Origin of the sequence: Micromonospora sp. NPDC049175 (assembly GCF_043197345.1) — a bacterium.
Lineage (GTDB): Bacteria > Actinomycetota > Actinomycetes > Mycobacteriales > Micromonosporaceae > Micromonospora.
Genome location: NZ_JBICSY010000012.1, coordinates 45,085 through 71,251, shown reverse-complemented (window position 1 = coordinate 71,251; position 26,167 = coordinate 45,085). Strand labels below are relative to the sequence as shown.

29 protein-coding genes are annotated in these 26,167 nt (G+C 72.8%); 8 read left to right on the top strand and 21 right to left on the bottom strand.

All coding sequences use genetic code 11. The annotated features are described in order from the left end of the window. Window positions 1–17: 17 nt before the first annotated feature. Window positions 18–881: an NmrA family NAD(P)-binding protein gene (locus ACGFH8_RS32005; protein ID WP_393374626.1), complete on the top strand. Its 864-nt coding sequence runs from the start codon at window positions 18–20 to the stop codon at window positions 879–881. A 79-nt stretch (window positions 882–960) separates the two neighbouring features. On the opposite strand, the gene ACGFH8_RS32000 is transcribed toward ACGFH8_RS32005, so the two are convergent. Then, a complete protein-coding gene (locus ACGFH8_RS32000) occupies window positions 961–1,563 on the bottom strand; it encodes a TetR/AcrR family transcriptional regulator (RefSeq protein WP_393374624.1) in 603 nt (200 codons plus the stop codon). An 18-nt stretch (window positions 1,564–1,581) separates the two neighbouring features. Here ACGFH8_RS32000 and ACGFH8_RS31995 point away from each other — a divergent pair, with 18 nt between their 5' ends. Beyond that, on the top strand, window positions 1,582–2,094 hold the full coding sequence (locus ACGFH8_RS31995; RefSeq protein WP_393374621.1) for a nuclear transport factor 2 family protein: 513 nt from the start codon (window positions 1,582–1,584) through the stop codon (window positions 2,092–2,094). A 57-nt stretch (window positions 2,095–2,151) separates the two neighbouring features. Here ACGFH8_RS31995 and ACGFH8_RS31990 read toward each other — a convergent pair whose 3' ends face one another. From ACGFH8_RS31990 to ACGFH8_RS31980, 3 genes are all read right to left on the bottom strand, one after another. Beyond that, the gene (locus tag ACGFH8_RS31990; protein ID WP_393374619.1) at window positions 2,152–2,301 is read right to left on the bottom strand and encodes a hypothetical protein; all 150 of its coding nucleotides are present in this window, start codon (window positions 2,299–2,301) and stop codon (window positions 2,152–2,154) included. A gap of 358 nt (window positions 2,302–2,659) precedes the next feature. After that, window positions 2,660–3,055, bottom strand: coding sequence for a hypothetical protein (locus tag ACGFH8_RS31985; protein WP_393374617.1), 396 nt, complete (start codon window positions 3,053–3,055; stop codon window positions 2,660–2,662). Beyond that, window positions 3,055–3,561, bottom strand: a complete 507-nt coding sequence (locus ACGFH8_RS31980) for a MarR family winged helix-turn-helix transcriptional regulator (RefSeq protein WP_393374615.1) — start codon at window positions 3,559–3,561, stop codon at window positions 3,055–3,057. Before ACGFH8_RS31980 ends, ACGFH8_RS31985 begins: the two co-directional genes overlap by 1 nt. A 212-nt stretch (window positions 3,562–3,773) precedes the next feature. Between ACGFH8_RS31980 and ACGFH8_RS31975 the strand changes: the two genes are divergently transcribed. After that, on the top strand, window positions 3,774–4,250 hold the full coding sequence (locus ACGFH8_RS31975; protein WP_393374612.1) for a hypothetical protein: 477 nt from the start codon (window positions 3,774–3,776) through the stop codon (window positions 4,248–4,250). Between the two features lie 8 nt (window positions 4,251–4,258). On the opposite strand, the gene ACGFH8_RS31970 is transcribed toward ACGFH8_RS31975, so the two are convergent. Genes ACGFH8_RS31970 through ACGFH8_RS31960 form a run of 3 tightly spaced genes read right to left on the bottom strand, consistent with a single transcriptional unit; the run spans window position 4,259 to window position 6,822 of the window. After that, window positions 4,259–5,041 (bottom strand): ABC transporter permease, encoded by a 783-nt coding sequence (locus tag ACGFH8_RS31970; protein WP_393374610.1) that lies wholly within the window; start codon window positions 5,039–5,041, stop codon window positions 4,259–4,261. 31 nt (window positions 5,042–5,072) lie between these two features. Then, window positions 5,073–5,831: an ABC transporter permease gene (locus tag ACGFH8_RS31965; RefSeq protein ID WP_393374607.1), complete on the bottom strand. Its 759-nt coding sequence runs from the start codon at window positions 5,829–5,831 to the stop codon at window positions 5,073–5,075. 13 nt (window positions 5,832–5,844) lie between these two features. Further along, window positions 5,845–6,822 carry an ABC transporter ATP-binding protein gene (locus ACGFH8_RS31960; RefSeq protein ID WP_393374605.1) on the bottom strand — a complete coding sequence of 326 codons (978 nt, stop codon included), beginning with the start codon at window positions 6,820–6,822 and terminating at the stop codon, window positions 5,845–5,847. A gap of 113 nt (window positions 6,823–6,935) precedes the next feature. On the opposite strand from ACGFH8_RS31960, the gene ACGFH8_RS31955 reads away from it, so the two are divergent. Next, window positions 6,936–7,511, top strand: coding sequence for a maleylpyruvate isomerase N-terminal domain-containing protein (locus ACGFH8_RS31955; protein WP_393374602.1), 576 nt, complete (start codon window positions 6,936–6,938; stop codon window positions 7,509–7,511). A gap of 3 nt (window positions 7,512–7,514) precedes the next feature. Here the strand turns inward: ACGFH8_RS31955 and ACGFH8_RS31950 are convergent, their stop codons facing one another. Then, the gene (locus ACGFH8_RS31950; RefSeq protein ID WP_393374599.1) at window positions 7,515–8,057 is read right to left on the bottom strand and encodes a GNAT family N-acetyltransferase; all 543 of its coding nucleotides are present in this window, start codon (window positions 8,055–8,057) and stop codon (window positions 7,515–7,517) included. A gap of 41 nt (window positions 8,058–8,098) precedes the next feature. Then, complete coding sequence (locus ACGFH8_RS31945) at window positions 8,099–8,584, bottom strand: DUF1992 domain-containing protein (protein ID WP_393374596.1); 486 nt, start codon at window positions 8,582–8,584, stop codon at window positions 8,099–8,101. 225 nt (window positions 8,585–8,809) lie between these two features. Between ACGFH8_RS31945 and ACGFH8_RS31940 the strand changes: the two genes are divergently transcribed. Next, on the top strand, window positions 8,810–9,460 hold the full coding sequence (locus ACGFH8_RS31940; protein ID WP_393374593.1) for a LysE family translocator: 651 nt from the start codon (window positions 8,810–8,812) through the stop codon (window positions 9,458–9,460). Between the two features lie 137 nt (window positions 9,461–9,597). Here the strand turns inward: ACGFH8_RS31940 and ACGFH8_RS31935 are convergent, their stop codons facing one another. The 3 genes from ACGFH8_RS31935 to ACGFH8_RS31925 are packed head-to-tail and all read right to left on the bottom strand — an operon-like array spanning window position 9,598 to window position 12,471. Next, window positions 9,598–10,419: an SDR family NAD(P)-dependent oxidoreductase gene (locus ACGFH8_RS31935; protein ID WP_393374591.1), complete on the bottom strand. Its 822-nt coding sequence runs from the start codon at window positions 10,417–10,419 to the stop codon at window positions 9,598–9,600. Beyond that, complete coding sequence (locus ACGFH8_RS31930) at window positions 10,416–11,774, bottom strand: flavin-containing monooxygenase (protein ID WP_393374589.1); 1,359 nt, start codon at window positions 11,772–11,774, stop codon at window positions 10,416–10,418. The genes ACGFH8_RS31935 and ACGFH8_RS31930 overlap by 4 nt, the downstream gene beginning before the upstream one ends. A 55-nt stretch (window positions 11,775–11,829) precedes the next feature. Next, window positions 11,830–12,471, bottom strand: a complete 642-nt coding sequence (locus ACGFH8_RS31925; RefSeq protein WP_393374856.1) for a TetR/AcrR family transcriptional regulator — start codon at window positions 12,469–12,471, stop codon at window positions 11,830–11,832. 63 nt (window positions 12,472–12,534) lie between these two features. Between ACGFH8_RS31925 and ACGFH8_RS31920 the strand changes: the two genes are divergently transcribed. The 3 genes from ACGFH8_RS31920 to ACGFH8_RS31910 all read left to right on the top strand — a co-directional run bounded on the left by ACGFH8_RS31920 (window position 12,535) and on the right by ACGFH8_RS31910 (window position 15,747). Next, window positions 12,535–13,971 carry an MFS transporter gene (locus tag ACGFH8_RS31920; protein ID WP_393374586.1) on the top strand — a complete coding sequence of 479 codons (1,437 nt, stop codon included), beginning with the start codon at window positions 12,535–12,537 and terminating at the stop codon, window positions 13,969–13,971. 51 nt (window positions 13,972–14,022) lie between these two features. Then, a complete protein-coding gene (locus tag ACGFH8_RS31915) occupies window positions 14,023–15,171 on the top strand; it encodes a hypothetical protein (protein WP_393374583.1) in 1,149 nt (382 codons plus the stop codon). Window positions 15,172–15,405: 234 nt separating this feature from the next. After that, window positions 15,406–15,747 carry an RNA polymerase-binding protein RbpA gene (locus ACGFH8_RS31910; RefSeq protein WP_030489777.1) on the top strand — a complete coding sequence of 114 codons (342 nt, stop codon included), beginning with the start codon at window positions 15,406–15,408 and terminating at the stop codon, window positions 15,745–15,747. A 68-nt stretch (window positions 15,748–15,815) separates the two neighbouring features. On the opposite strand, the gene ACGFH8_RS31905 is transcribed toward ACGFH8_RS31910, so the two are convergent. From ACGFH8_RS31905 to ACGFH8_RS31865, 9 genes are all read right to left on the bottom strand, one after another. Continuing rightward, window positions 15,816–16,334, bottom strand: coding sequence for an FxsA family protein (locus tag ACGFH8_RS31905; protein ID WP_393374581.1), 519 nt, complete (start codon window positions 16,332–16,334; stop codon window positions 15,816–15,818). A 67-nt stretch (window positions 16,335–16,401) separates the two neighbouring features. Further along, window positions 16,402–17,211, bottom strand: a complete 810-nt coding sequence (locus ACGFH8_RS31900) for a polyprenol monophosphomannose synthase (protein ID WP_393374578.1) — start codon at window positions 17,209–17,211, stop codon at window positions 16,402–16,404. 34 nt (window positions 17,212–17,245) lie between these two features. Beyond that, window positions 17,246–18,913, bottom strand: coding sequence for an apolipoprotein N-acyltransferase (lnt, locus tag ACGFH8_RS31895; RefSeq protein WP_393374575.1), 1,668 nt, complete (start codon window positions 18,911–18,913; stop codon window positions 17,246–17,248). Window positions 18,914–19,391: 478 nt separating this feature from the next. Then, window positions 19,392–20,729, bottom strand: coding sequence for a glutamate mutase L (locus ACGFH8_RS31890; RefSeq protein ID WP_393374573.1), 1,338 nt, complete (start codon window positions 20,727–20,729; stop codon window positions 19,392–19,394). 40 nt (window positions 20,730–20,769) lie between these two features. Continuing rightward, the gene (locus tag ACGFH8_RS31885; protein WP_393374570.1) at window positions 20,770–21,177 is read right to left on the bottom strand and encodes a hotdog domain-containing protein; all 408 of its coding nucleotides are present in this window, start codon (window positions 21,175–21,177) and stop codon (window positions 20,770–20,772) included. Next, on the bottom strand, window positions 21,174–21,938 hold the full coding sequence (locus ACGFH8_RS31880) for an OAM dimerization domain-containing protein (protein ID WP_393374567.1): 765 nt from the start codon (window positions 21,936–21,938) through the stop codon (window positions 21,174–21,176). The genes ACGFH8_RS31885 and ACGFH8_RS31880 overlap by 4 nt, the downstream gene beginning before the upstream one ends. Next, the gene (locus tag ACGFH8_RS31875; RefSeq protein WP_393374565.1) at window positions 21,935–23,497 is read right to left on the bottom strand and encodes a lysine 5,6-aminomutase subunit alpha; all 1,563 of its coding nucleotides are present in this window, start codon (window positions 23,495–23,497) and stop codon (window positions 21,935–21,937) included. Before ACGFH8_RS31875 ends, ACGFH8_RS31880 begins: the two co-directional genes overlap by 4 nt. Beyond that, the gene (locus ACGFH8_RS31870) at window positions 23,494–25,059 is read right to left on the bottom strand and encodes an amidohydrolase (RefSeq protein WP_393374562.1); all 1,566 of its coding nucleotides are present in this window, start codon (window positions 25,057–25,059) and stop codon (window positions 23,494–23,496) included. Before ACGFH8_RS31870 ends, ACGFH8_RS31875 begins: the two co-directional genes overlap by 4 nt. A 4-nt stretch (window positions 25,060–25,063) precedes the next feature. Next, window positions 25,064–26,113, bottom strand: a complete 1,050-nt coding sequence (locus ACGFH8_RS31865) for a zinc-binding alcohol dehydrogenase (RefSeq protein WP_393374853.1) — start codon at window positions 26,111–26,113, stop codon at window positions 25,064–25,066. Window positions 26,114–26,167: the final 54 nt, after the last annotated feature.

Below are 26,167 nucleotides of genomic sequence, written 5' to 3'. Positions count from 1 at the left end.
AACAGGGAGTGTCCATCATGTTCGTCATCACCGGTGCCACCGGTCAGCTCGGCTCCCAGATCGTCGATCGGCTGCTCGAGCGGGTGCCCGCCGAAACCGTGGGCGTCAGCGTGCGCGACGTGACCAAGGCCGCGGGTCTCGCCGCGCGCGGCGTACGGGTCCGGGCCGGAGACTTCACCGACCCGACCACGCTGCGACACGCCTTCGAGGGCGCCGAGAAGGTCCTCGTCGTGTCCGCCGCCATTCGGGGCGGCGGCGCGGTCGTCGCGAACCGCGCCGCCATCGACGCCGCCCACGCCGCGGGGGCCTCGCGCGTCCTGTACACCAGTCACCAGGCGGCGGCGAAGGATTCACTCTTCCCCGCCCAGCTCACGCATGCCGAGACCGAGGAGCATCTGGCCGGGTTGGGTGTTCCCTTCACCGCCCTGCGCAACGGCTTCTACGCGAGCACGCTCAGCTTCGCCATCGGCGCGGCCCTGGAGACCGCCGTGCTCGCAGCGCCGGCGGACGGTCCGGTCTCCTGGACCGCGCACGCCGACCTCGCCGAGGCCGCCGCCGTCGCCCTCACCGAGGACGGGGCGCTCGACGGGGTCACGGCTCCGCTGACCGCGCCGGACATGCTCGACCTCGAGGCTGTCGCGGGCATCCTCAGCACCGTTACGGGCCGCACCATCAGGCGCGTCGTCGTGGATGACGAGGAGTGGCGGGCCACCGCCATCGCACGTGGCATGCCCGCGGCGGCGGCCGACTTCACCCTCGGCATGTACCGCGCGGCGCGCCGTGGCGAGTTCGCCGTCACCGACCCGACACTGGAGGCCCTCATCGGTCACCGTCCGACGTCCGCCCGTTCGGTGCTCACGGCCATCGCCGCCCAGGATTGAGAGGCGGCTCAGGTTCGACGACCCGGCCTCACCCTCCCGTGGTTGGCCGGGCAGCGACCGTACCCCTCGGGGTCGCGGCTCAACTCGCGCCGGCGGGCCGAACCGGCGACGGCGGCACCTCGGCGGTGGCCAACGTCTGGAAGCACGGACGAAGCAGCTCGATGATCTCATCGGGTGAGGCGTCCGCGAGTCGGCCGAGTCGCAGCAGGTAACGCTCGATGATCACGCCGTGGACGATCGCGCTGAGCAGGCTGGCGCGCAGCGCGGCGTCCGCGGTGGGGATCGCGGTGGTGATCTGGCTGAGCTGGGGCTCGGCGGCGGCCCGGTACCGTTCGGCGGCGTCGCTGTTGGTGAGCATGGAACGCAGGACCGCGAGTGAGGCGACCGGTTCGCCGTCCAGGCGGCTGGCGAGCGAGGCGAGCAGGACGTCGACGATCTCCTCACCGCCGCCGCTGGGCAACTCGTCGGCGGGCAGTTCGGCGGCGCGGGAGAAGAGGTTGTCCTTGGTGCCGTAGTAGTGCATCACCAGGCCGGCGTCGACCCCGGCCGCCCTGGCCACGGCACGGATCGTGGTGCGCTCGAAGCCGAGTTCGGCGAACATCTGCCGGGCCGCCGTCAGGATGCTGTCTTCGGTCTGGCGGCGTTGCTGGGCTCGCGTCAACCGGGCGCTCGGTTCGGTCACCCGGTCATTCTACGGTCGTTGACCGGCCCGCCCGTTCGTTCTACGCTCGTTCAATCAACGCCTGTTCAACCAACGCTGGCCACCTGGGAGGTCGCGATGACATTGTCGTCCCGCACGGTCGTCGAGAAGGTCCTGCGGGCCGGCCGCGAGGTCGACATCGAGACATTCGTGGAATTGATGGCGCCGGACGGATACATCGAGTGGCCGTACCATCCGCCAGGCGTGCCCGGCCGTCTGCGGGGGCGTGCGGAGGTGCGCCGTCATCTCACCGAGACAGCCGGCGCCTTCGTCACGTTCGACGAATACCGCAACGTGCTGCTGCACGAGACCACCGACCCCGAGGTCATCATCGTGGAGTACGAGGCGTACGGCAGCGTCGTCGCCACGGGCGAGCCGTTCGAGCAGACGGTGATCGCGGTCATTCGAGTTCGCAACGGTCAGATCCTGTCCTATCGCGACTACGTCAACCCCCTCCCCTTGGTCGAGGCGCTGGCCAGCGTCACGGCCCGACCGACGGGCAGGGTCGTCTAATCCAGACCGAGTCCGCCGATAGGCGCCACCGTGGCGTACGCGTTGCGGGGAGCGTCGTCAGGGGCGGCGCAGGCGCAGGGCGACGAAGCTCGGGCGTTCGGTCAGCCGCTCGTAGCGCTCCGGGTTGACAGCACGCAGCGTCTCGACCAGCCGCTCGAGCACGAACCCGGCGTCGAGCACCTCGGTCACCAGAGACTCGAGGGTCATCGACGGCGAGTTGGCCAAGCTCGACGCCGACGGCTACCGGCCGCTGCGGCTACCCGCCCGGGACTGACCGCTGCCGTAAGGCGGGGGCGGGCGGCATCGCCTCGGCTGTGCTGTAACCGCAGCGGCGGCGATGCGACGGTCGGGCGCGCGTTGTCTGCCAGAAGCGCGCAGGTGATCAAGGTGTTGTGCGCCTTTCACCAGCCATCGCTGCCCGCGTCTGCGCCAGTACACCTGGCCTGGGTGGTCCTCATGCTTGGATGTGCTGTCTTCGGGCCGGAAGACTTCGGCCTCCGCATATGCGGCGCGGCCGGGGCGTGCCGGCCGGGCCGGTGGCTTGCCGGCGCGGTATGCGGCGTGGTCAATCGGAAGCAGGCTCGGTTTGACCGGCCGCAGCCATGATCGAGTGCCAGCGTGTGGCATCGAAGATCAGCGCAATCGATTCGATCCGGTCGTCCCGCAGCCGGAAGTGTTCGGCGGTGCGTTGGGTGCCGACCGGAGTGGCAGTGTGCACGTCGTAGACGAGAGTGGCCTCGGACTCGCCGTACAGCTCGCTAATCATGTCGATGCCGGTGACCACCTGGAGGAACCCGGGGAGCCCGGCCAGGTGGCCAGTGGCATCGTCGGACCTGATCAGCGGGCTCTGGAACGTGAACGTGCCGGCGAGCTGGGCGGCTGCGGCGGCTACGTCCCCGCCGAACCTCGCCTGGTGGTACGCCTGGACGGTTTGCCGGGTGCGAGCGGTCGCGCTGGTCATCAGGTTTGTTCCCCCAGATAGCGGGTCAGTTGCTGCTGGTTTTCCGTGACGCGAAGGCAGAGGTGTCGCAGCAGCGTCGTCTCGGCGGGGGTGAATCCTCGGAAGAGGGCCGCCATGGCGGCCTGGGTGGGCTGGCGGAACTCGTCGAGCCAGGCCATTCCCGAGGGTGTGATCCGGACGAGCACGGACCGCCGGTCGTGCGGGGCAGGGATCCGTGCGGCCAACGCGCCGGCTTCCAGTGTGTCCACCAGGCCGGTCACGTTCCTGGAACTCACCCCTGTGGAGCGAGCCAGGTCCTTGATGCTGATGCCGTCCTCGTTCTCGCTGAGGCGGATCAGAATGTCCAGTGCGCCCGGACTCAGCCCACGGTTGCCCGTTGCCCGCGATTGCAGCCGTTCGAGGCCGCGGGCGGCGGCACGGAGGGCGGCGGCGGTTTCCAGCCCCCCGGTGTCATCGCCGCGCGTGAACCGCGCCAGCGCCGCCCGGATCCGTGGGTCGAACAGCATGTCGTCCGGACCTCGGGTGAGCCCCTCACCACTGTCGTCTACATCCTTCATAGTGAAGCAGTACTTTAGTACGTACTTCCCTATCTGTCATCCACGGCGTGTGCCGCGAAGACGTCACCGGCGTGGTCGTGATACGCGTGGCCGGCGCTCATCCCCCGGGTGCTCGCAGCTGATTTGACCCTCGACCGGGTCGAGGCCCGAACATCGGCGGCATGGACGACCAACCGACACCCGACCCGACGATGACCCGCATCGGCGAGGCGGTGCAGCTCGGCCGATCAGGGCAGAAGGGTCCCGCCCGCGACGCTCTCACCGCGTTGTGGGACGAGATCGGCCCCACCGGCGACGCCTTCCACCGCTGCACCCTCGCCCACTACCTCGCCGATCTCCAGGACACCACCGAGGCGGAGCTGACCTGGGACGAACGCGCCCTGGCCGCGGTGTCCGACCTGACCGACGAGCGCGCCCAGCGCTACCTTTCCTCGCTCCAGGTTCAGGCGTTCCTGCCGTCGCTGCATCTCAACCTGGCCGACTGCCACCGACGTCTGGGCAACCCCGCCCAGGCCCGCGAGCACCTCGCCCGAGCCAGCGAACACCTGGCGCACCTGCCGGCTGACGCGTACGGCGAGGCCATCCGCGCTGCCATCCGCGACTTCACCGCGGACGACCCGACCGACGCAAGGCGGTAACGGTCCGCTCAGCGCAGCATCATCCGGGTCATCCGACGGGTGGCGACGATCATCGCGATCGAGCCGAAGGCGAGCAGGTAGACCACCGGGATCAGCAGGTCCCAGCCGAGCCGGCCCAACGCCGGTTCGCGAACCAGCTCGATGCTGTGGTAGAGCGGCAGCGCCTGGATCAGGGGCCGCACCGCCGCCGGATAGACCGACAGGGGGTAGAACGTCGTCGCGAACAGGTACATCGGCAGCATGAAGAGTTGGATGTACTGGAAGTCGGAGAAGTCGCGCAGGTACGTCGTGACGGCCAACCCGCCCGCGGCGAACGCGTACGCGATGAGCACCGACGCGGGGAGGGCCAGCAGCACCCAGGCCGAGGTGACCAGCCCACCGACCGCCATGAGGGTGAGGAAACCGATCGTCGTCAGCAACGCGTTGATCATCGCGCTGGTGACCTCGCCGACGGCGATGTCGGTGACGGACAGCGGTGTCGGCAGGATCGCCTGGTAGGTCTTCTCGATCCTCATCCTGGTGAAGACGCCGAAGCTGGTCTGGTTGAACGCGGTGTTCATCGCGGTCGTGGCCAGGATCGCCGGGGCCACGTAGACGGCGTACGGGACCTCGACGCCGGGAACGGTGCCGACGAGCAGCCCGACGCCGACGCCGATCGACAGCAGGTACAGGATCGGCTCGACGAGCGCGTTGAGCAGCGGCGTGATCGACCGACGGTAGATCATGAAGTTGCGTTCGATGAGCGCGAACGCGCGGCGTCTTGTCCAGGCGGGTACGACGACGGTGCTCATGCTGTCTCCACAGGGCTCGGTGGGTGGGCCGTCACGGGTGCAGCCTTCGGCGGTAGGTGACCCGGGCGACCAGGAAGCCGCCGACCGCGAGCGTCAGCAGGTAGGCGATGTGGACGCCGCTGCCGGTGATCGTCGCCGTGCCGAGGCTGAGGGTGCGGCACAGTTCGACCCCGTGCCACAGCGGCAGCAGGTAGGACACCGGGCGGATCCACTCCGGTAGCTGGGAGACGGCGAAGAACGTGCCGGAGAACATGTAGAGCGGCATGATGACGAAGCGGAACACCGTGTCGATGTGGCGCAGTTTGCGTACCCCGACCGCCCACGCGGCGGCCGGCGCCGCGAACGCGACACCGGTCAGTGTCGCGCCGAGCAGGGCGCCGAGCACCCACCAACCCTCGATCAGTCCGAACGCGGCCATCACCACGATGAAGGCGGCGCTGGCGATGAGCACCCGGAAGGTGATGAAGAGCAGGTGCCCGGCAGCGAGTTGCTCCGGGGCCAGTGGCGTCGGGGTGGCGGTGCGGTACGCCCCGAAACCCGCGGCCCGGGCGACTCCCGCGGACCCCTCCAGGAACGCGTTCTGCATCGCCGCGGCGGCCAGCATGCCCGGGGCGAAGAACGCCGCGTAGGAGACGCCGGCGATCTGGGCCGGCGCGTTGTCGTCGACGAGGGCGCCCAGTCCGGCGCCGATGCCGATGAGGAACAGCAACGGGTTCAGGACGTTGAGCACGATCGAGCCGCGCCAGGTGCGTCGGTAACGGACCATCCAGTATCCGAATGCGTGCAGCACGTGGTCTCCCCTGCTACTCGACGAGCGATCGGCCGGTGAGCGTGAGGAACACGTCCTCCAACGTGGCGCGACGGACCAGTGCGGTGATCGGCGTGAGCGACATGGCGTGCACCGCGGCGAGGGCGGCCTCGCCGTCGGCGGTGTAGACGAGCACCCGGTCGGGAAGCGACTCGACGCGGCCGTCGGTCTCGTTGCCGCCGGTGGCCAGGGCGGATGTCCGCAGCTTCTCCGCGACGGTGTCTCGTTCGTCGAGACGGAACCGCAGTTCCAGGACCTCCCGGGTGGCGTACCTGGTGATCAGGTCCCGAGGGGAGCCCTGCGCGACGATCCGGCCGTGGTCGACGACGATGAGCCGGTCGCAGAGCTGCTCGGCCTCGTCCATGTAGTGCGTGGTGAGGATGAGCGTGACGCCGTCCTGCTTGAGCTGGAAGAGCCGGTCCCACAGGATGTGCCGGGCTTGCGGGTCGAGACCTGTGGTGGGCTCGTCGAGGAGCAGGATGTCGGGTTCGTTGATCAGAGAACGGGCGATGGTCAGCCGTCGGCGCATACCGCCGGAGAGCGTCTCGACCTGGTCGCCGGCCTTCTCCCGAAGCTGGGCGAAATCCAGCAGTCGGGTCGCGCGGTCCCGGATGACGGCCCGCGGCAGGCTGAAGTACCGCCCGTAGATGTGCAGGTTCTCCCGGACGGTCAGCTCGTTGTCCAGGTAGTCGTCCTGCGTCACGACGCCCAACCGGGCGCGGATCTCCGGCCCCTGTCGCGTCGGGTCCATCCCGAGCACGCGCAGGCTGCCGCCGCTGATCGGCGACGTCGCGGCGATCATCCGCATGGTGGTGGACTTGCCGGCGCCGTTGGGCCCGAGCAGCCCGAAGGACTCCCCCCGCTGGACCTCGAAGTCGATGCCGCCGACCGCGTGAAACTCCGCTGTGGACCCACGCCGCGGATAGACCTTTGTCAACTGTCTGGCCTGGACCATGGGCTGCTCGATCATCATGGCAGCCTACGGAAAATAAACAGCACACTGCAAGATTCGAGCACGCCACTGAAATTTTCGATGCGGCGATGATCTCGCTTGTCTCGCTCGACCGGCCCTGCGAGAGTCGCCGGATGCCAGCGGTGACCGGCGCGGACCTGCTCCAGGCGGCCGACGAGATGACCCGGGTGTTGCACCCCCACCACGAGCGCGACTGGTCCGTGCCCGCCGGCCCGCTGACCTGGAGCTGTTGGACCACCGCCGCGCACATCGCGCACGACCTGCTGGCGTACGCCGGCCAGGTCACCGGCCGCCCGGAGGACGGCTACCTGCCGTACGACCTGCGGGTCTCCCCCGACGCGAGCCCGGCGCAGATCCTCACCGTCGCGCGCGCCTGCGCCGGGCTGCTCGCCGCCGCCGTCGACGCCGCCCCGCCCGACACGCGGGCCTGGCACTGGGGTCCCTGCGACCCGGCCGGCTTCGCCGCGATGGGGGTGGCCGAGACCCTGCTGCACACCCACGACATCACCGTCGGTCTCGGTGTGCCCTGGCAGCCGCCGCAGCGGTTGAGCGCGGCGGTGCTGCGGCGACTCTTCCCGAACGCCCCGGAGGGTGTCGCGCCCGAGGTCCTGCTGTGGATGACCGGCCGCGGTGACCTGCCCGGCCGGGCACGACGCACCTCGTGGACGTGGCAGGCGGCGCTGGGCTGAGCCCTACCCGATGCTCAGCGAGTGCCGGTGACCGTCCAGCGGAAAGGGCGGCCGGGCCGGCAGCACCTCCTGGAACACGTAGCCACTCTTCTGCGCCACCCGGCAGGACGCCACGTTGTCCACCTGGTGCAGCAGGTCGAGGCGCTCCAGCGCGGGGAACGTGGCGAACGCCCACCGGCTGAGCGCGGTGACCGCCCCCGGGGCGACGCCACGCCCGCGCGCCCACGACGCGGTCCAGTAACCCACCTCGGGCGCGGGCCAATCCTCGCTGGCCCTCTTGAGCACCACGTTCGCCACCAGCCGTGGACCGTCCGCGTCGTCCTCGAGGACCGCGAAGCTGTACCGCCGTCCGGCGTCCCAGTCCTCGCGCACCCGCTGGAGCCACTGCCGGCCCTCGGCCGGGTTGGTCACCGGCAGCCGGGTCCACCGGCGCAACACCGGGTCCCGGTACGCGTCCAGCAGGGCGTCCAGGTCGTCGTCCGCCCAGGGCCGCAGGGCGAGGCCCGACATCGAGGAGATAGTGGACGTCCGTCGGTCGATCACCATCGGCACAGTCTGCCCGTGCCGGGCACGGCCGAGCAGACGGGTCAGCGCGAGCGGCGACGCCAGGGCAACCACCAGGCACGACGGGGCCGGTGTGGCGTGACGACTGTCGCCCGGTCGGTCTTCGGCGTCGGGACGCTGGGCGGGGCGTGCTCGGCGCGCCAGCGGCGGACCACCTCGTCGGTGTTCACCGGACGCACCACCACGCGGGGGCCGTCGGGGTTGCGCAGCCACGCCACGATCTGCGCGTTCAACTGCCCCACGAAGTCGCGGACGGCCTGTTCGGTGGGCAGGTCGCGAACCTCGTCGGGGACCTGCTCGACGCGTCGGCGCAGTTGCAACGGGGTGGGTAGGAGCAGGTCGCTGGGCAGCGCCTCCCGCTCCAGGAAGCTCTTGATCCACCACGACTCGTCGTACGGCGCTCCCCGGCCGGGGATCGGCTTGCCCATGCCGGGCAGGTCGTCGAACTCGCCGCGTTGCACGGCTCCCCGGATCTGCGCCTCCACGGCCGCTTCCCACGCCTCGGTCACCCTGCGGCACCTCCCCTGGCCACCGTAACGCGCCGCCTCCGCACGGCGACACGCGCTCGAAGGGGGTCAGCGCGCCCACGCCGGTGACCATTCCCGGCGGCGATCGACCGGGGGTTTTCGGCCCGGGTGACCGGATTCCGGGCCACCATCATCCAGGTGGCTCTCGGCCAGCGTGGTCATCTCGGCCTACGGTCGGTGCGGGGCTGCCGAACGGGGGGAATCGTCATGGTGAGCACGGGGGCACTGCTGGGCATCGCGCTCGTCGGGTTGGGGCTGGTCCTCACACCCGGCCCGAACATGGTCTACCTGGTGTCCCGCTCGGTGGCGCAGGGCCGCCGGGCCGGGCTGATCTCACTGCTCGGGGTGGCGGCCGGTTTCGGGGTGTACCTGGCGGCGGCGGTCGCCGGCCTGGCCACCGTCTTCGTGCTGGTGCCGACCCTCTACGCGGTGGTGAAGCTGGCCGGTGCCGGTTACCTGCTGTGGCTGGCCTGGCGGACGCTGCGTCCGGGCGGTCACTCGCCGTTCACACCCGCGCCGCTGCCTCCGGATCCGCCCCGACGGCTGTTCACCATGGGTCTGATCACCAACCTGCTGAACCCGAAGATCGCGATCCTCTACGTGTCGCTGCTACCGCAGTTCATCGACCCGGCGCGGGGGCACGTGGCGATGCAGAGCCTGCTGCTGGGGCTGACCCAGATCGCCGTGGCGCTGAGCGTCAACGCGCTCATCGTGCTCAGCGCGGGCGCGCTGGCCGGGTTCTTCGCCCGCCGACCGGGGTGGCTGCGGGTGCAGCAATGGGTCACCGGGACGGCCCTCGCGGCGCTGGCCGTCCGGATCGCCGCCGACCGTTCCCGCGCGGCGGTCGCCGCGCCCTGAGCGGACCGGAGGGGATCAGCGCCCCGGTAACGGCGGACCCTTTCCGCGCCCCCGCCGCGCAACCGCACCGCGGTCGGGTGACGCCAGACCGCCGACCGGCGTCGCCGCCGGGGGGCGCCGGACCGTCGCGCGGAACCTCACCGCCCGCGGTGGCGGCGGACCATCCCGGCGGCCAGCGGCGCGGCGTCCAGGTCGCCGGCGGCGAGCCGGGCGGCGAGGGTACGACGGACCAGCCGATCGGCGAGCGCGGGCGCGTGCCGGCCGACGGCCATCTCCAGCCGACCGCGCGTCGTGGTCGCCACGTCGCGAGGCGCCCGCCGGGCGGTGGCGGTACGCAGGATCGCCGCGACCACCCCCTCGACGGGCTCGGGCCGGGACACCCCGCGCAGGGACAGGCCGGCCTCGGCGGTGCTGCGGTGGATGGGTGAGACGACCATGCTCGGGTAGACCACGCTCACCCCGACGTGCGTGCCCACCTCGTGGCGCAGCGCGTCGGCGTACGCGACCAGGGCGCGTTTACTGACCCCGTACGCGGCGGCGAGCGGCAGGGGCAGCACCGCCATCCGACTGGCCACGAAGATCACCCGTCCGCGCGTGGTGAGCAGCGGTGGCAGCGCCGCGGCGGTGGTCCGCCAGGCGGCGAGCAGGTTGACCTCCAGTTGCCGGCGGACCACCTCGTCGGGTGGCAGCTCGGCGGGGGCGGGGCCACCGACACCGGCGTTGTTGATCAGCAGGTCGAGGCCGCCGAGCCGGTCGACCGCGGCGCGCACCGCCGGCGCCACGGCGTCCGGGTCGGTCAGGTCGCAGCCGAGCACCGGCAGGTCGCCGTCGGGGCGCGCGTGCAGGTCGAGCCCCACCACCTGAGCGCCGGCGGCGGTGAACGCCGTGCCGAGATGCCGGCCGAAGGTGCCGCTCGCGCCGGTCAGCAACACCCGACGGCCGGCCAGCCGACCCGTCACGGCCGTACCCCGGCCGAGGAGGCCGCGCCGGACGGACCGGCCGCGCCGGCACGGGCGCGGCGGGTTCCGGCGGCCAGTTCGCGGGTCAGTTCGGCCAGGTAGGCGTCGAAGTCCACGCGCATCGCCGGGCGGCGCTGGCCCCACCGGGCGGTCGCGGCCCGCAACTCGGCTCGGCACACGGCTCGCTGTCGGTCGGCGTCCGGCAGCGCGTACCGGCCGGCGAGGTGCGCGGCGATCACCTTGGCCTGCGCCTCCACCAGGGGGAACGCCGACCCGGTGGACTGCATCAGCCCGACGAAGGTCAGGCCCGGGGCGTCGGTGTGGAACACGTGCCGGTACAGCGGCAGGCTGTCGGCGCCACCGCCGAGCAGCGCCGGGTCGAGGAACGGGATCGCCACCCGGTAGCCGGTGCACCAGATGATCAGGTCGACGCTGTCGCTGCGGCCGTCGGTGAACTCGACCCGGTCCCCGTCGAGGGCGGCGACGCCGGGTCGGGCCTCGACGTCGCCGTGGGTCAGCCGCGACAGCAGCCCGTCGGAGAGCGTCGGGTGGTCCTGCAGGAAGCCGTGTGTCGGCGCGGGCAGCCCGTAGCGGGCGGGACTGCCGACGGTGGCGCTCAGCGTCGCCTGGCTGATGCGTTGGCGCAGTCGCCACGGCAGCCGGCGGGCCAGCGCCCCGTTCAGGGTGTCCGAGGGGCGGCCCAGCAGGTATTTCGGCACCACCCAGACGCCCCGGCGCAGCGAGAGCAGGGTACGACTGGCGGTGTACGAGGCGTCCACGGCGATGTCCATCGCGGAGTTGCCGCCGCCGACGACCAGGACCCGCCGGCCGGCCAACTGCTCCGGGCCGCGGTAGTCGTGGCTGTGCAGCTGCTCGGCAGTGCTGGTGCCCGGGTACGACGGATCGGGAAGCCGGGGCACCCGGTTGTGCCCGTTGGCGACGACCACGGCGTCGACGGTGACGGTGACCGGCCCGTCCGGTCCGTTCGCGACCACCGTCCAGGTGCCGGCCGCGTCCTGGGTGACCCGCTCGACGGTGTGCCGCAGCCGGATGTCCTCGCCCAGCCCGAAACGGTCGGCGTAGTCGGCGAGGTAGCCGGCGACCCGACGGTGGTCGGGGTAGTCGGGCCAGTCGGTGGGCATCGGGTGGTCGGCGAACTCGGTGCGGCCCCGGCTGGTGTTCAGGTGCAGCGTGCGGTACGCGGGCGAGTCGGGTGCCCCGTACACCCAGAGGCCACCGACCTGCTCGGCGGACTCGAAGCCGAGCACCGGCACCTCGGCGTCGCGCAGTGCCTTGACGGCGGCGAGCCCGGCCGCGCCGGCGCCGATCACCGCCACCCTGGGTGGTACACCCATCGCCGCCCCCACTAATCCAACGTCTGATGGATAATCGTCGGACGGCGGCCACCCGTCAAGTGCGCGGCGCCCCGTACAGGCCGTCGAGCAGGCGGTGCACGAACGCCCGGAACTCGCGCCGCTCCCGCGCGCCCGGCGCGCCCGCGGCCAGCGCCACCACGTGTCCGTGCGTCGCCCAGACCAGGCTGCGGACGGTGATGTGCGGGGTCGGCTCGGCCAGCGCCCCGGCCGCCGCGGCGGCGGTGAGCAACTCCGCGACCAGCCGGTACAACGGCTCGGCGTAGCGCTTGTCCAGCTCGGTGTGCCGCTGCGGTTCGAGCCAGCGCCGCAGCCACAGCGCGGTGGTCTCCGGGCGGTCCTCGAGGAAGTCGACGAAGACGTCGACCAGGTCGTGCAGGGCGCGCCGGGCCGCGTCCGGCCCGGCGTCGAGAGCGGCGCGGGCCTGCTCGGCGGCCTCGGTGAGCACCTCCCGCTCGGCGGTGAAGACCCGGGCGAAGCAGGCGTCGTAGAGCGCCGCCTTCGTACCCGTGTGGTGCGCGACCGTGGCGACGTCGACCCCGGCGGCGGCGGCGACCTCCCGCAGCCCGACGGCGTCGAAACCACGCTCGGCGAACAGCGCGGTCGCCGCGGTGAGCACCACCTCGCGGGTCGGCCGGGTCTCGTCGCGGCGGGGCCGACCGGGACGGCGTCGGGGCATGGTCATGGCCGCCATTCTGCCCCTAGAATCCAGCAACCGTTGGATTACCGAGGGGATGCGGCGATGACCGGGCTCGACCGGCGGCCCGTGGCCGCCACCGACGCGACACTCGCCCGTGGCCCCCTGGCGGGCTTCGCGGCCGGCTCGCTCGGCATGGGTGTCTGGGTGACGGTGCCCGGCCTGCTGTTGCTGTACTTCCTCACCGACGTGCTGGCGGTCGGGCCGTGGTTGGCCGGCCTCGCGCTGCTGCTGCCGAAGATCGCCGACGTGCTGCTGCACCCCTGGGTGGGCCACCGCGCCGACGTCGAGCAGAACCGCCGGGGCGACAGGCGTCGCCTGCTCCTACTCGGCTGTGCCCTGCCGATCGCGTTCGCCGCGCTCTTCGCGGTGCCCGGCGGGCTGACCGGCGCGCCGGCGGCCGCGTGGGTGGCGGTGTTCTTCGTCGCCGGCAACCTGCTCTTCGCCGCCTACCAGGTCCCCTACCTGGCCACCCCGGCCGACCTGCGGATCGGCTATGACGAACGCACCCGGCTGATGGCGTTCCGGATGGTCGTGCTGACCCTGGGCATCCTGCTGTCCGGGTTGCTGGCCCCCCTGCTCACCGGCGGCGACGCCGCGACCCGGGGCGGCTACCAGCGGATGGGCCTGGTCCTCGCCGCCGGCATGCTGGCCGCCATGCTCGTCGGTGTCGCCGGCATCGCCCGGCTGCGCGGTGGCGCGGCGGACCCCACGCGAGCGGGCCACGGCGGGTGGCGGGCACTGCGCACCGCGCTGCGCGACCGACAGTTCCGCTGGCTGGTGACCGCGTACCTGGCCATGTCCACCGCCACCCACCTGGTGCTCGCCGGGGTGCCCTACTACGCCGAGTACGAACTGCGCGCGCCCGGTCTGACCACGGTGCTGGTGGCCGCGTTCGTGGCGCCGGCGCTGCTGGTGACCCCGCTCTGGCTGGTGCTGGCCCGCCGGGTCGGCAAGCAGCGGGCGTTGCTCGGCGCGCAGGGCGCGTTCGCCCTCGGCTCGCTGGTGCTCGCGGTGGGCCGCCCGGCCGGCCTGCCGGTGCTGATCGGCGCGGTGGCGGTGCTCGGGCTGGCGTTCGCCGGTATGCAACTGCTGCCCTTCTCGATGCTGCCCGACGTGATCCGCGCCGCCGCCGACCGCCCCGCGGCCGCCGACGGCACCGCGACGGGCGAGGGCACCGCCGCCGCCGAGCGCCCCGCCGCCGCCGACGGCACCGGCGGGGCGACAGGCGCCGGCACCTACACCGGGGTGTGGACGGCCACCGAGGCCACCGGCGCGGCCCTGGGTCCGTACGCGTACGCGCTGTGCCTGGCCGTTGGCGGTTTCGTGGCCTCGACGGCCGGTGCGTCGCCGACGCAACCGGACGCGGCGCTGGCGGCGGTCCGCTACGGCTTCGGGGTGCTGCCGGCGGTGGCGATGCTCGCGGCGCTGCTGCTGCAACGCCGCTACACCCTCGACGCGAGCGCCCGGGCCGCGAGCTGACCCCGCCGCGGTGCGTCGGGCGTCACCGCCCGGCACTAGACTGCCACCTCGATGGACGCCCAGCCCACCACCACCGAGACCCGCCCGTGCGCCCACTGTGGACAGCCGGTGCCGCAGCGTGTCGGCGCGGGCCGACCGTTTCGGTACTGCCGGGACAACGACGGCGCCTGTCAGCGCGCCTCCCGTAACAGCCGGATGCGCCACCGCAACGCCCCCGGCCTGCCGGGGCAGGTGGCCCGCACCTGGGAGGCGGTGGACCGCCTCGACCAGATCGTCGAGACGTTGACCGAGTCCCTGCACGCCGAGTTGTCCCCGGTGGGTGTGCAGCGCCAGATCGCGCAGGCCCGCGCGGAGGCCGCCACCGAGGTCGCGGCGGCGCAGACCGAACGCGACGAGGCCCGCGACGACGCCGAGACCGCCGCCGCCGACGCGGCACGTGCCCGGGAGCAGGCCCGCACGGCTCTCGCCGACGCCGACGAGGCCCGGCGGCGCGCCGAGCAGGAGCGCCAGCAGGCCACCGCGGCCGACGAGCGGGCGCGGCACGCCGAGGCCGCCCGCGACCAGGCGCGCCACGACGTCAGCGCCGCCGAGGCGTTGCGCGCCCAGGCCGAACGCGACCGGGACCAGGCCCGCGCCGAGGTGCGGGACCTGCGCACGCACCTCGACGCCGAGCGGCAGCGGGTGGCCGACCTGACCGGTGAACGCGACGCGGCCCGCGCCGACGCCGAGCGGGCCACCCGGGTCGCCGCCGACGCGACCGAGCGGGCCGGGCGGTGGCAGGCCGAGGTGCAGGACGTGCGCCGCCAGATCGAGCAGGCCCGCGCCGACGCCGCGCGCGCCCGCGCCGAGGCCGCCGACGCCACCCGCGCCCGGGAGCAGGCCGACCGGGCCCGCGACCGCGCCCAGGTCGCCGCCCGCCAGGTCGACGACGCCCGGCAGGAGGTCGCGGAGGCGGCGGCGCGCCTTCGCGCGGAGCTGACCGCCACCGCCGCCCAGCGCGACACGCTCACCGCCGAGCTGACCGCGGCCCGGCAGGCGGCGGCCACCGCCGAGGGCCAGGTCACCGCCCTGACGGTACGACTCGACGCCGCCATCGGCGACCGGGACCTGGCCCAGCGGCGGGTGGCGCAACTCGGTGACCAGGTCAGCGACCTGGCGGTGGCGCTGGCCCGGCTCGGCTCGCCGCCGCCGACCGGTTGAGCCGCCCGGGGGCGCAACTTCCGCCGCCCCCGGGCGGTTAACCTCCCCGGTGGCAGCGGAACCACGTCCCCGTTGCGACAGGCCTGGGGATCACCTGGCCGGGTGCGCGTCCCGGCCGGCTACCCTTGGTCGCGGCCCACCCGTGGACGCCTCACGCCCTCGGGCGGGAATGGCTCGACGGGAACGCGCCGTTACACCCAGAAGACCAGCACCACGAACGAGGGGAAGTCGATCATGGGCGAGCGTATGCTGCGCGGAAGCCGCCTTGGCGCGGTGAGCTACGAATCCGACCGCAACACGGAGCTCGCGCCGCGTCAGACCCGCGAGTACCTCTGCGCCAAGGGCCATCAGTTCGAGGTGCCGTTCGCCGTCGACGCCGAGGTCCCGATGACCTGGGAATGCAAGTTCGACGGCAGCGTCGCCCGACTCGTCGACGGCAACGAGCCGGAGCAGAAGAAGGCCAAGCCGCCGCGTACCCACTGGGACATGCTGCTGGAGCGTCGCTCGATCGCCGAGCTCGAGGACATCCTCGAGGAGCGCCTGCAGGAGGTGCGGACCCGCCGCGGCCGCGCCTGAGTCACACGACACCAACGCCCCCGGGGTCATCCCCGGGGGCGTTGTCGTGTCTGCGTGCGGTGCGCGGCCTACTGGCGACCGGGCTCGATGATCTCGCCCTCGATGGCCCGACCGCCGTCGACCACCACGGGCTGCTGCGGCTGCGGGGTCGGTTGCGGCGCACCCTGGCGCACCCGCACCGTGCGGGGGCCGAACAGGTCACCGGCGACCATCGACGACACCCGTCGCTCCGTGGCGTGTCGCACCCCGGCGCGGGCCAGTCGACGCACCGGAGGCACCAGCAGCAGCAACCCGATCAACCCGCTGACCAGACCGGGCGCCGCCAGCAACAGGGCCCCGCCCAGACCCACGAGCCCGTCGGTCACCTGCCCACCCGGTGGCTGCCCGGCCGCCGCCGCGGAGCGGAAACCACGCCAGGCGCGCATCCCCTCCCGGCGCAGCAACACCAGGCCCACCAGGGACGCGGCGAACACCAGCAGCACCGCCGCCCCGAACCCCAGCGCCCGCCCGACCCCGACGAACACCACCAACTCCAGCACCACCGTCAGCAACAGGGCCAACGGCACGAACCTCAGTCCTCGGCGCATCTCACCTCATCGCCATTCCCGCGACACCACGGACGTGTCCCGCTCATCCAGCATGACACGGCCCCGCTCACGGCCACCGCGCCTGACCGGTGGACGTGCCGTGCAGGCCACGGCGTACCGCCTGCCGCCGGTCCTGCACACCCCACGCGGTGATCCGCCACAGCGCCTCGGCCACGATCCGCGGGCTCATCTTGCTGTCCCCGCGTTCGCGTTCGGCGAAGGTGATCGGCACCTCCACGATCCGCACCCCGGCCCGGTGCGCCAGCCGGGACAACTCCACCTGGAACGAGTAACCCTGCGACGTCACCGACCCCAGGTCGATGGCGTCCAACGCGCTGATCCGGTACACCCGGTAACCGCCGGTGGCGTCCGAGACGGGCATGCCCAGGGCGAGGCGCGCGTACAGGTTGCCGCCGCGCGACAGCAGCAGCCGCCGCAGCGGCCAGTTGAGCACCCGCGCGCCGCTGGTCCACCGCGACCCGATCACCACGTCGGCGTCGCGGGCGGCGTCGAGCAGCGCCGGCAGGTCCTCCGGCGCGTGTGAGCCGTCGGCGTCCATCTCCACGACCGCCTGGTAGTCGCGGTCGCGTGCCCACCCGAACCCCGCCAGGTACGCCGCGCCGAGGCCCTGCTTGCCCTGGCGGTGCAGCACCTGCACGTGCGCGTCGCCGTCGGCGAGGGCGTCGGCGATCGCGCCGGTGCCGTCGGGGCTGTTGTCGTCGGCGATGAGGATCCGCACCGCCGGAACGGCGCGCCGGACCCGACCCACGATCGCGGCGATGTTGTCGGCCTCGTTGTAGGTGGGGATCACCACCAGCACCCGGCCCACACCCGGCACCTCGTCCGGGCGTCGGATCGTATCGGTCGCCTGGATCACGGTTCCTCCGCTCCCGCCGGCGTACCGGCTGTTGCTATCCGGGCATGACCCGCTGCCGCCGGCGCAGCACCGCCGCGCCGACCAGGGCCGCCACGGCCAGCGCGGCGAACGTCACCTCCGGCCACCAGCCGAGGCGGGTGGCGAGGGTACGCCCGTCGTCGAGCCGCAACTGCCGCACCACGACCTCCCGGGTGTTGAACCCGGTGGCATCGCTTACCCGCCCGTCGGGTGCGACGAACCCGGACACCCCGACCGTGGAGGCCATCAACGCCGGCCGGCCGTGCTCCACCGCCCGCAGCCGCACCATGGCCATCTGCTGGCGGGCCTCCGCCACGTTGAAGGTGGCGTTGTTGGTCTGCACCACCAGCAGTTGCGCGCCGCCGGTGACGGTGTCGCGGACCACGTGGTCGTAGGCGACCTCGAAGCAGATCACGTCACCGAGCACGACGGGGCTGGCGCGTACCACGCCCGGGGTGCTTCCGGGCACGAAGTCGCTGCGGATCAGGTCGACCTGCTTGCTGACCCTCCGGGCGATGTCGCGCAGCGGCACGTACTCGGCGAACGGCACCGGGTGGCGTTTGGTGTAGAGCTGGCTCAGGTCGGCGCCGGTGCCGGGCCGCCACAGGATGCCGGCGTTGCGGACCTGCCCGGGGCCGGGGCCGAGCAGCACCGCGCCGACCAGGATCGGCGCGCGGACCGCGTCGGCGGCCTGGGAGATCCGCGCCCCGGCGGCCGGGTTGCGCAGCGGGTCGATGTCGCTGGAGTTCTCCGGCCACACCACCAGGTCGGGTTGACGTTCCTGGCCGGCGGCGACCCGCGCGGCCAACTCGACGGTGGCGTCGGCGTGGTTGTTGAGCACCGCCTGCCGTTGGGCGTTGAAGTCCAGGCCCAGCCGCGGCACGTTGCCCTGCACGATGGCCACGGTGGCGGTGGCGCCGGACCCGGCGGTGGCTACCGGCACGAGCAGCCCGGCGAGGGTCAGCGCGAGGGCCACAACGGCCGGTACGGCCGCCGGCGCCCACCGCCGCCCGGCGGTGACCCCCTGCGGGCCGTCGGCGTCCTGGGGGCCGTCAGCGGGCGGGGTGCGCCGAACCTGGGCCCAGGCCCGCCACCCGGCGGTGACCAGCAACCCGCCGACGAGCGCCGTCGTGAAGGTCACCAGCGGGGCGCCGCCCAGCGCGGCCAGGCGCAGCAGCGGGGAGGAGTCCTGGCTGAACGCCAACCGGCCCCACGGGAACCCGCCGAACGGGGTGCGGTCGCGCAGCGCCTCCTGCCCCACCCACAGCAGCCCGGTCAGCACCGGCCACGCCCAGCGGACCCGGTCGGCCAGCGGCGACACCCAGGCGGTGGCCACGCCGAGCACCGCCAGGTAACCGGCCTGCAGCAACGACAGCAGCACCCACGGCAGGTAACCGGTGTGCAGGTTGGTCCAGGCCAGCAGCGGGGCGAACAGCGTCACCCCGGTCAGGAAGCCCACACCGGCGCCGGCGCGCAACCGACGCCGGTGTGCGGCGGCGGCCAGCAACGCCACCCCGACCGGCGCCAGCGGCCACACCCCGTACGGGGGAAACGCCACCAGCAGGGCCAGCCCGGCGGCCACGGCCAGCGGCACGGCGACGGTCAGCGGCAGCGGCCGGCCGGTGCCGACCGGTCGGGGCAGCGCTGCCGGGCTGTGCGCGTCTTCCCGGTCCAGAATCGTCACCGCTTCACCTCGATCACGGGGCGAAGGCTACCTGGCTGGCCTGCGAAGCGGCCGCATCGGGCCGGTGGGCACACACCGCCCAGCGGACATGAAATCGGGGCGCGGCTCGCGCCGCGCCCCGATGCTCCCAGGCCCTTCCCGGCCGGTGTGGCGAGAATGGGGCACGACGACCTTCGGACCGACCGGACGTGGACTGGCTGCCCCCGCCGGGCCGTTGTCTACTGGCCGTGCACCTCACCCTGCCCGTACACCGGTAACCGCGGCCGGTTCGCGCCGCCCCGCCGACCCCCGCCCGCTGGACCTGGCCGCCGCGACGATGACGCTGAAAAATGTCGCTCGGCCAGCGGACGAGAGGACGAAGCGAACAACAGCCGCTTCCCGTGGTAGGACTCAAAGACGGTACGTGCCGACCCCCGTCGCTTGTCAACCCACCCCGGCCTGTCGTGTGTTGCGCCACGGCGTGTCGGGTCGGCGAGTCTCAATGCGTGCGCAGATGGTGGCGCAGCAGCGCCCCCGCCGCCACCCGATGCTCCTCGGCGAGCAACCCCCCGGCGGCCAGCACATAGTCGACGTCGACGACCGCCGCGGCGGCGCGGGGCAACGCCCACCCACCGCCGTGGTCGGCCAGGACCGCCGCCAACACCCGCCCGGACGTGTCCCTCGGCGCGTGCCGCAACACTCCCCCGGAACCCACGAGCAGCCGCACGTCACGCAGGTCCCGCCCGGACCGTTCACCGGTGCCGGCGCCCCGGGCGTGCCGACGCAACGCCACCGTCGCCGCGAGGGTGGCGATGCGGGCGTCCACGGCCCGTTCGGCGTCGTCCACGGCCAGCAACGCCGGATCGGCGGCCCGCCGCGCCGCGGCGACGCCCAACTCGTCGGCCTCGTCCGCGCTGAGCAGCCGCTCCTCGACGGCGGCCCGCACGACTCCGGGGGCGCTCCACCGCATGCCCAGGTCACCCTCCACGGTGCGGGCCCGCCACAGATTCCCGGCGACCTCCCGCCCCGGCCCGCTGGCCCGCTCGTCGGGGGTGAGCACCGAGTACACGTCGGTGGTGGCGCCACCCACGTCGACCACGGCGAGGTCACCGCCGAGGGCGTCGGCGAGCACCTCCACACCGGTGAGCACCACATCCGGGGTGGCCGCCCGCACCAGCCGCGCGAACCGGGCGCCCCTCGACAGCCGCTTACCGCCGATGACGTGACGCAGGAACACCGCCCGGATCGCCGCCCGCGCCGACGCCGGGGCGAGCACCCCGATGCGGGGCAGGACATTGTCGGCGTCGGTGACCGGCACTCCGGCGTCACGCAGCAGCCCGGTCAACTCCTCGCGGACGTCGCCGTTGCCCGCGTACACCACCGGCACCCGCCACCGGGCGCGGGCCAGCCGGGTCGCGTTGTGAGTGATCGTCTCGGCGTCACCGCCGTCGGTGCCGCCGACGAGCAGCACCACGTCGCATCGGGCCGCCCGCAGCGCCGTCAGGTCCGCCGCGCCGAGCCGACCGGCCGCCACGTGCACCACGTGCGCGCCGGCGGACAACCCGACCCGCCGGCCCGCCTGCGCGGTGACCAGCGGCTCGTACCCGATCACGGCCAGCCGCAGCCCACCACCGGCCGACGAGCACACGTACCACGGCGCGTCACGCACCCCCAGCCCGTCGGTCGCCGCCGCGACCGCGGCGTCCAGACCGTGCAGCACATCGGTACGCACCGTGGTCGGCGCGGCCGCCGCACCCACCAGCACACCGGCGGCCAGGTCCACCACCGCCGCCTTGGTGTACGTCGACCCGACGTCCGCGCAGACCGCCAGGCTCACGGGTTTCCCTGTTCGCGACTGCGGGGCTCGCAACCCCGGCTCACTCCTCGCGACTCACGCTGGCGGCGGGAACGACCACGGTGCCGGTCGCGGTGACCGCCACGATCGGCGGGTCGAGGACCTCGGCGGCGGACTCGGAGCGCTCCGGTCGGCCCCGGCACACCACCGCGCAGCTCAGCTCCAGGGTGCGGCTGCGGGAGCCGACCCGCGACACCCGGGCGGTGACCTCGACGACGTCCCCGGCGCGGATGGGCGCGTGGAACCGCACGTCGGAGTACCCCGCGAACAGGCCCTCGTCGGAGTCGGTGCGGATGCACACCTCGGTGGCGACGTCACCGAACAGTCCGAGGGCGTACGCCCCGTCGACGAGGTTGCCGGCGTAGTGGGCGTGCGCGTACGGCACATACCGCCGGTGCGTCACCGTCAACCCGAGCCGTGCGTCGGTCATGCTGTCACCTTCCGCTGCGTGATCAGGGCGTGCACGAGGTAGCTGGCCACCTCGCCGGGCGTGGTGCCGCGACCGAAGATGCGGTCCACGCCCAACTCGTCGGTCATCGACTCGTCGAACCGGGGACCACCGACGATCAGCAGCGGCCGCCGCCCCGCCGGCATCGCCTCCCGGAACGCCGCGGACATCTCCCGGGTGTTGTGCAGGTGCGCGTCGCGCTGCGTGACCACCTGCGACACCAGCACCGCGTCGGCCTTCTCCACCCGGGCGGCCTCCACCAACTCCGGCACGCTGACCTGCGCACCCATGTTGGTGACCTTCAACTCCCGGTAGTACTCCAGGCCCTTCTCCCCCGCGATGCCCTTGACGTTGAGGATCGCGTCGATGCCCACGGTGTGCGCGTCGGTGCCGATGCACGCCCCGACCACCGACAGCTTGCGCCGCAACCGCTGCTTGATCACCGTGTTGACGTCCTTGGCCGACAGCAACGCGAAGTCGCGTTCCACCACCTGCACGGCATTGAGGTCGACCAGGTGGTTGACCCGCCCGTAGACCACGAAGAACGTGAACCCGTCGCCCATCGGTTTCGCGTGCACCACCATCGCCGGGTCGATGCCCATCTTGTTGGCCAACTGCACCGCCGCACCCTCGGCCCGCTTGTCGTGGACCACCGGCAGGGTGAACGACACCTGCACCATCCCGTCACCTGTGGTGTCCCCGTACGGCCGCACGATCTGCTTCGCGGCGTCGGCGGCGCTCATGCCGCGTCCCCTTCCAGGATGTCGGTGGCCGGGTTGCAGTAGTCCGCCTCGTGCGCGGCGACCCCGGCCAGGCCCTTACCCCGGTCCGCCGGCCGCTTCATGATCCCGAACGTGCCCTCGGCGATCGCCGTGAGCAACGTCTGCTCCCCGATGCGCTCCAACAGGTCCAGGGCCTCACCGAGGACCTGGTTGGCGCGGCGACGGATGAACCCGCCCGGCGCGGGCACGAAGTCCTCGTGCAACCCGCCGGCCGCACCCAACACGTAGCGCACGTTCTGCAACGCGATGTCCCGGTCGGACAACCACGGCGTCACCACCGCCTCGGTCATCATCCCCACCAGCAGGATGCCCTGACCGGTCAGCGCCCCGGCCAGGTTGAAGAACCCGTCGAGCAGGTTGCCCCGGAACACGTCACCTGTCATGTGCTTCGTCGGCGGCATCCACTTCAACGGCGCGGCTGGGAACAACTCCCGCGCCAGCAGGGCGTGCGCCAACTCCAACCGGAACGACTCCGGCACCTCCGGATTGATCTCGAACGCGTGCCCCAACCCCAACTGCCAGTCCGCCAACCCCGCCTCGTGCGCGAAGAACTCGTTGAGCAACTGCGACACCGTCACCGTGTGCGCCTCGTCCACCGCGTCCGCGGTGGTCAGGTAGTTGTCCTCACCGGTGTTGATGATGATGCCCGCGCGGGCGTGCACCTGCCGGGAGAACCGCTGGTCGACGAACGTGCGCACCGGGTTGATGTCGCGGAACAGGATCCCGTACATCGAGTCGTTCAACATCATGTCCAGGCGTTCCAACCCGGCCAGGGTCGCCATCTCCGGCATGCACAACCCGGACGCGTAGTTGGTCAACCGCACGTAGCGGCCCACCTCCCTCGACGACTCGTCCAACGCCGCCCGCATCAGCCGGAAGTTCTCCTGCGTGGCGTACGTGCCGGCGAACCCCTCCCGGGTCGCGCCCTCGGGCACGTAGTCCAGCAGCGACTGCCCGGTGGAACGGATCACCGCGATCACGTCCGCGCCCGCCCGCGCCGCCGCCTGCGCCTGCGGAATGTCCTCGTAGATGTCCCCGGTCGCCACGATCAGGTAGATCCACGGCCGCTGTTTCGGGTCACCGTGACGCTTGACGAGCCGATCCCGCTCGGCCCGCCGCCGGTCGATGCGCCGGATACCCGCGCCGACCGCCCGACGCGCCGCCGACCGGGCCGCCGTCGCCGCCCGCCCGGTGGGCTGGGTGAACCGCACCGACCCGGCGGCGGCCTTCTGCGCCAGCAACGTCACATCGGTGCTGCCCTCACGCACCAGCGCGTCGAACACCGGCACCGCCACACCGTGACCCAACCCCACGTCCGCGGCGACCGCGTCGACGAGCCGGTTCACCCACGGAATGCCGTCCGGGTCGGCACCGGTCACCCCGGCCAACCGCAGCACCGCCCGCTCCACCGACACCGTGGTGTGGCTGCGCGCCAGGTCCACCACCGGCTGCCCGGCCCGACGCGCCAACTCCCGCGCCCGCGCCACCAACACCGGATCAAGATCAAGCTTCCCGGTCACGATGACCCCTCCTCGTAGATGACCTCACCGCGCAGCACCAGACGCCGACACACCGGCAACGGCGTCGGATCGTCCGGACCCCGCTGCTCCGGGTCCTCGGCCAGCAACACCGGCAGACCCCGCTCCACCCCCGCCGGCGTCGACCACACCGCGAACGTCGCCGGCGCGCCCAACGCGAGGACCCCCTCCACGTCCAGGTGCACCGCCCGCCACCCACCACGCGTGTGCGCCGCGAACGCCGCCCGCACACTCATCCGCTGCGCCGGGTTGTGGTGCGCCGCCGCCGCCCGCACCGACCCCCACGGATCCAGCGGCGTCACCGGCGAGTCCGACCCGAACGCCAACGCCACCCCCACCGAGTGCATCGCACCCACCGGGTTCGACTCCAACGACCGGTCCAACCCCAACCGCGACTCGTACATCCGACCCGCACCACCCCACAACCTGTCGAACGCCGGCTGCATGCTCGCCACCACCCCGTACTCCACGAACCCGGCGATCAACCGCTTGTTCATGATCTCCGCATGCTCGATGCGGTGCCGGGCAGCCCGCAGCCGCTCCACACCCAACGTCCGCGCCGCGCCCGCGAAACCGTCGAGCACCGTGCCGATCGCCGCGTCACCGATCGCGTGGAACCCGCCCTGCACGCCGTGCGCCGCGCAGTCCAGCAGATGATCACGCACCTGCTCCGCCGTCAGATACCCGTGCCCACACCCGTCACCGTCGCCGTACGGCTGCGACACGTGCGCCGTCCGCGACCCCAACGCGCCATCGGCGAACAGGTCACCACCGGTGCCCACCGCACCCAACTCCCGGGCCCGCGCCGCGCCACCCAACTCACCCCAGTACCCGTACACCTCCGGCAACCCCGCACCCGAGATGCCCAACAGACCGGTGAAGTCCTCCTCGTCGGAGATCTCCGGCCCACCACACTCGTGCACCGCCGCGATCCCCAACGACGCCGCGTGCGACAGCGCCACCCGCTGCGCGGCGACCCGCTGCGCCCGACTCACCGACCCCTGCGCCGCCGCCCGCACCACGTGATGCGCGTCGCGACGCAACCACCCCGACGCGTCGTAACCGGCCGCCTCGACCACCTCGGGAAGCGCCGCCAGCAACGCCGACGACACCAACGCCGAATGCAACGACGCCTGCGACAGATACACCTGCCGCCCACCCGCCGCCCGGCCCACCGCCGCCGCGTCCGGCACCGTCGCGTCCGACCAGGCCGACTCGTCCCAGCCGTGCCCCAGCACCACCGCGTCCGCCGGCAGACCCGCCGCGAACCCGGCCACCGCGTCCAGCAACTGCCCCGCCGAGCGCACCCCGGCCAGATCCAGCCCGGACAACGCCAACCCGGTGTCGGTGGCGTGCACGTGCGCGTCGACGAACGCCGGCGTCACCAATGCCCCACCCAGATCCACCACCTGATCGGCCGACGGCGCGTCACCGTCGGTCCCCAACCAGGTGATCCGCCCACCGGACACCAGCAGCGCGGTGGCGCTCGGGTCGGCGGGGCAATGCAGCACGCCGCCGCGGTACAACGTCGAGGGGTTCGTCATGACCTCAGTCTGCCGCGATCCGCGCCGTGAACAGCTGACGCACCCCCGGCTCGGCCCGCAACAGGCCCAGCGCCAACTCCGCGTGCCCCGGCACGTACCCGTTGCCCACCAGCATCGTCACGTCCGCGGCCAACCCCTCCGCGCCCAACGCCGCCGCGGAGAAGCTCGTCGCCATCGAGAAAAAGATCACCGTGCCGCCGTCCGCGGTGGCCAACACCGCCCCGTGCTCACACCCCGGCACGTCCACGCACACCACCGTGACGTCCGCCGGAGCCCCCAACGCGGTGGTCACCGCCGTGGACAACCCCACCGGGTCCCGCGCGTCGGCCAACGCCACCACCGACGCCAGGCCCACCGCCGTCAGCGCGTCGCGCTCCGCCGCCACCGGCACCACCCCGACGGTACGCGCGGCACCCGCACGTCGCGCCGCCGCGAGCGACAGCGACCCGCTCTTGCCCGCCCCGCCGATCACCGCGACCCGCACCGGCGTCGGATCACCGCTGCGCCGACGCTCCTCGACACAACGCGACACCACCCGCGCGGTCAACGCGGGCGCCCCGCACACGTCAAGCACCGCCAGGGACAACTGCGGGTCCTCGTCGTCGGGCAGCACCGCGGCGATGGACCGCGCGAACAGGATCGCCCACCCGTCACAGGGCACCTGCTCGCTGCGCCCGTCCCACCGGACCAACCCGTCGGTGATCACCAGCGGGGTCAACGTCAACGACACCAGGGTGGCGACCAGTTGGCCCGCCCTCAGCCCGAGCGGGGAGCGCCGACCGGCCTCCTCGACCGTGCCGATCAGCATCCCACCCGACCCGGTCACCGGGTTCTGCATCTTCCCCCGCGCGGAGATGATCTCCAGCACCTCGGCGCGCACCGCGTCACCGTCGCCACCGTGCTTCTCCGACAACTGCCGGAAGCTCGCCGCGTCCAGGTTGAGCCGCCGCACCCGGATCCGCACCTCGTTCGGCGCGATCGCCGCCGACGCGTCCAGCCGCCAAGCCGCCTGCGGCAGCACCCCCGCCGGTTGTACGACGCGGTGCAGTCCCACCGGTGACGTCACGCCGACCTCCCCTGCCCAGCCGCCCGAAGCCCCGGTCAAGGC